Source organism: Microcystis sp. M53598_WE2, assembly GCF_030067735.1.
GTDB classification, from domain to species: domain Bacteria; phylum Cyanobacteriota; class Cyanobacteriia; order Cyanobacteriales; family Microcystaceae; genus Microcystis; species Microcystis aeruginosa.
Map to the genome: position 1 here is coordinate 1 of NZ_JASJFE010000853.1, position 4,111 is coordinate 4,111.

Consider the following 4,111-nt stretch of genomic DNA (forward strand, 5'->3'; position numbering starts at 1 on the left):
AAATCCGTTGAGTATAGGCTACTTATGAGGACAGGCAAAAGGCAATAGGCAAGAGGCAAAAGGGGAAATAAATAATCAGTCTTTAATAACCAGATTTAGTATTAGAATAAGTTTATCTTTGAAATTTTAGCGTAAATGTTTGTCCTAGAGTTTAAAGTTGAGGCTAAATTAAAACAATAGCGGTGAGTGTCAACGGAGCATCGGTTTCTGAGAATTGTCTATATGTTGGGCATTCATCCCATCGCTAAAAGGGAGGGACTTCTAGCGAGGGAATTATGCTGACACTAAGTTAAATTCTTTTTCCCAAACTAACGCCCGCTAAACCAAAGGCTAACAGAGCAAGCAAGGAAGAAGGTTCGGGGATTTTGGTTCCTGCAAACTGAATCTCTGAGAAGCCAATGCGATTGCTCGTGCTGGGGGTATTGAACCCCCCAAAGTTACTCAGATTAGTAAATCTAACATGAGTCGCAGCGACTGAGGTAAAACTGAACTGCTGTGGGGGCTGAGGCAAAGATGCAGTACCAACAAGTCCTTGTGCAAAGGAAGTCGGAGCGCCAATCAGGTTACTCCAAGTTGTTCCACCGTTGTTGGAGTATTCAATCGTCACATTTTTAATTCCCTGATTGGCAAGCTCCTGAGTCATATTGCCAAGGTTCCAGAAAGTAAACCCAGATAGATTATAGCCACCATTGAGATTAAAAGTGATAGTACCTAAGGGAATTGTGGTGCCCTGCGTGTTAGTTAAAATAGCTGACCGCCAAGAATTACTATTCTGCGACGGCACATGATCTCCCGTAAGACTCGGAGTGTTACTTGGCAGCCCATTGCCGTTGACGGTATCGTTTATATTCCATTGTGTTTGTATGCTATCTAAGTCGGCAGTGACTCCAGGAATTAGAGTAGCGGCTTGGGAGTTTTGTGCCACACCCAACATTAAGCCGAAAGTGGCAGTGGACAAAACAAGGGTTTTGATAGTGAGTTTCACGGGAAAATCTCCTTAAAAGGCTAGGTACAGTCAAAAGGATACAACGTATCCTCCTATATCATATTTGTTTTTTTGACAATGTCCACCACTTTTGATGTAGATTTTTTTACTATTCTATGGTACGGGAATCGGGGGACACGGGGAAAACGCCCATCTGGTGGCGCAGTTAGGAAAGTCAGAAGCCAGAAATCGGGTGGGGAAGAAATTCTGTCTTCTGCCTTGATGACGGGCAATCTGCCTACTGATGAGATTCTAGCCTCGTGGTTTTGCTATTGTCCCCATCCGAGAATAAATCATCGCTAAATAGATCATCAAGGGGCAGTTCTTCGTCAGAAGGTAAGGATTCTAGATTAGCCATTTCTTCATTATCCAACATACTGAAGAAATCTAGTTCTTCTTGGTCACTCGCAACAGAAGCAACATTTTGGCGGTTAGATGCAACTGTCGGGGTTTCTTCCGCAAAATAATCGAATAATTCGGGGTTATTGCTGTCATCGGTATCAGCAAATAAGTCATCGAGAAAATTTGGGTTATCAGCGAATTTTTCGGCATCGGTGGCTAATAAATCAGAGAAACTGGTGTCACTGCTAACGGTTTCTTGAATCTGACCGTAATTAGCCGATAATTCTTCTAGGCTACCGATAGTTCTCGTTTCTTCCTCTAATGTTAAACTGTTGAGAAATTCTATCTCAGCAGCGGACATCTCCCAGTCAGAGATTGCTGGTTCTGCCATGACGGGAAAATCTTCGCTCCCAGTCATTTCTGGAGAAACTAAGGTTTCTTCTGGGCTGTTTAAACCGTCAAATGTCTCCTCGAAAACGGAGGTTTCTAGGGGCATTTCGGGGGCAAATTCTGGTGGCAATCCTAGGTTTTCTTCGGTGATAAAACCATCAAAAGGATTCATCTCACTGCTGAATTCTGATTCGGAAACCGGCGTTTCTAGGGGCGTTTCAGGGGCAAATTCTGGTGGCAATCCCAGGTTTTCTTCGGTGATAAAACTATCAAAAGGATTTATTTCTTCGGCACTGGGGCTATCGGGGAAATCATCCCAGGGTTCGACGATTTCAGTGGTTCGATCATCCACTACTGCTTGGCGGGCATTTTCTAGTCCTAACAGTTGGCTTTGATAACTCTGTTCTAGTTGTTGAATTTGCCACTGATAGCCCTTTTCTAATTCTAGAATCTGCGCCTGTTGACTTTGACGCAGGGCTTCCATTTCCCCTTGCTTCCCGTCTATAATCTCTTGTATTTGACTTTGGTAGCTTTGGCGCAATTCCTCGATTTTAGCCTCGTATTCCTGTTCAAGTTGCTGAATTTGGGTTTTATCGGCGACTTCCACTGCTTGAGCGGGAGTTGCGCTGGCTATCTCTTGCAAACGTCCTTGGCTATCTTCTAACTCTTTTTGCAATTTAGCCACTTCTTCTCTATAGGTGGCTTCGATATTGCGAATCCGTTCTTCGGAGAGAGCGAGTGGTTTTAACTGTCCTTTGCTGTCTTTTAACTCCTCTTCGGCTTTACCTAAATCCGCCCGAATTTTCGCATATTTTTGCCGTTCTTCCCTGATTTTTCCCTCTTGCAGGGCATATAAAGCCCCACCCCCGATCGCACCTCCACCGACAAAACCGATTAAAATATCGAAGATACTCATTATGGGATTCCTCCTCTAGGAAAATTTACTTTATAATATGCCCAATCTCAGAGGATAATTCACAAGGGGCAAATGTGGTCAGTGTTTTCCGCCGCTCTCTATGCCGATTGCTTTTGATTGTGGCAGCAATTATCAGAAAAAGAAAGCAAATATTCAGTTTTTTATCGGCAAATGTTCACCCTTAGGGCAGTTATCTCGATGGTGAGGTACAAAGTCTCTGGTTTTAGGGCGGGGTTAGTGACACCTCGTCTTTGTGAGAAACGCTTTCATCGGTGTTCGCCAAGACATTTCACTGAAGCTGTATTTCCCGATAAGCTTGATAAACGCCGCGCACGTTGTACCAATTGAGAAAAATGCGGGCAATTTCTAGGGCTAATTGCGGTTTACCTCGATCGATCAACCATTGTAACAGAGGGGAGAGGCTGCGTTCATTCAGGGTTCCCCCTAGGGAAAGTAAACCCCACAACAGTCGATGAATCCAAGTCATTTGAATCATCATCCGCACTTCCCAGGTGGGATGTTTTTGATAAAAAAGCACTCCCATTCGTCCTCGTTGAATTTCCTTATCGATGAGATTGGGAATTTGAGCGAGATTAAAGGGGGGATGCCAATGATAACCGACGGCTTCAGGACATTTGATTAATTTTAGTCCTAATTGCTTCAATCTCACCCCTAATTCCAAATCTTCCCAACCGTAGAGTTGAAACTGGGTATCAAATAATCCCGCCGCTAATAACCATTTTTTAGCGATCGCCACGTTGCCCGTGGCAAAATAGGCGGCGGAGAAATCGGTGATTTTATAGGGTTCACTGGTGGGATGCTCGAAGTTACAGGTATTAATGACACTGCCGTAGGTAAATAAGCGATCGCTGCTGAGACTTGCTGCCCCGGCGGTTAAAGCGTCGGCGTGGGCTTGCAAAAAATTTTCTGTCACTACCAGATCGCTATCGATAAAAATAATCGTATCACCACTAGCTTTTTCTACCCCCAGATTCCTAGCGAGCGCCGGTCCGCCGTGATCCTGTTGCCACAGTTGCAGATGGGGTAAATTGCCTTTGTGACTTTCTAGCCAAGCGATCGTCGCATCGGTAGAGCCATCATCGACAAGGACTATTTCGTAGTTTTCCACCTTATTATCGGTTAAACGCTGATTTTCTAGGGCTAGTAAACATTTTTTTAAAATTGCTTGGCGATTGTAGGTAGGGATGACAACACTGATCAGCACGGGCATTCGGGGGTCAAGATTACCGTTTTAGCTTACCAAATAACCTCGGTTCCTTGATTAGACCTCCTGCAAAAACCAACAATCTTCGTTCAGGATTCAGGAGACAGGATTGAGGAGACAGGATTGAGGAGACTATTTTTATTTATTCTCCCCACACCCTACACCCCACACCCTACACCCCACACCCCACACCCTACACCCTACACCCTACACCCCACACCCCACACCCCACACCCCACACCCCACACCCCAC

At 44.8% G+C, this 4,111-nt stretch carries 3 protein-coding genes; all 3 read right to left on the reverse strand.

Annotated elements, in window-relative coordinates; genetic code table 11:
• Positions 1–289: 289 nt before the first annotated feature.
• Positions 290–985, reverse strand: a complete 696-nt coding sequence (locus PX636_RS17210) for a PEP-CTERM sorting domain-containing protein (protein WP_288118016.1) — start codon at positions 983–985, stop codon at positions 290–292.
• Between the two features lie 238 nt (positions 986–1,223).
• Positions 1,224–2,633 carry a hypothetical protein gene (locus PX636_RS17215; protein ID WP_288118018.1) on the reverse strand — a complete coding sequence of 470 codons (1,410 nt, stop codon included), beginning with the start codon at positions 2,631–2,633 and terminating at the stop codon, positions 1,224–1,226.
• Between the two features lie 289 nt (positions 2,634–2,922).
• Complete coding sequence (locus PX636_RS17220) at positions 2,923–3,864, reverse strand: glycosyltransferase family 2 protein (protein ID WP_288118020.1); 942 nt, start codon at positions 3,862–3,864, stop codon at positions 2,923–2,925.
• Positions 3,865–4,111: the final 247 nt, after the last annotated feature.

Excerpts from the sequence above, each read along its gene's own strand:
- PX636_RS17215 (WP_288118018.1), bottom strand. The coding sequence starts at position 2,633 with ATGAGTATCTTCGATATTTTAATCGGTTTTGTCGGTGGAGGTGCGATC.
- PX636_RS17220 (WP_288118020.1), bottom strand. The coding sequence starts at position 3,864 with ATGCCCGTGCTGATCAGTGTTGTCATCCCTACCTACAATCGCCAAGCA.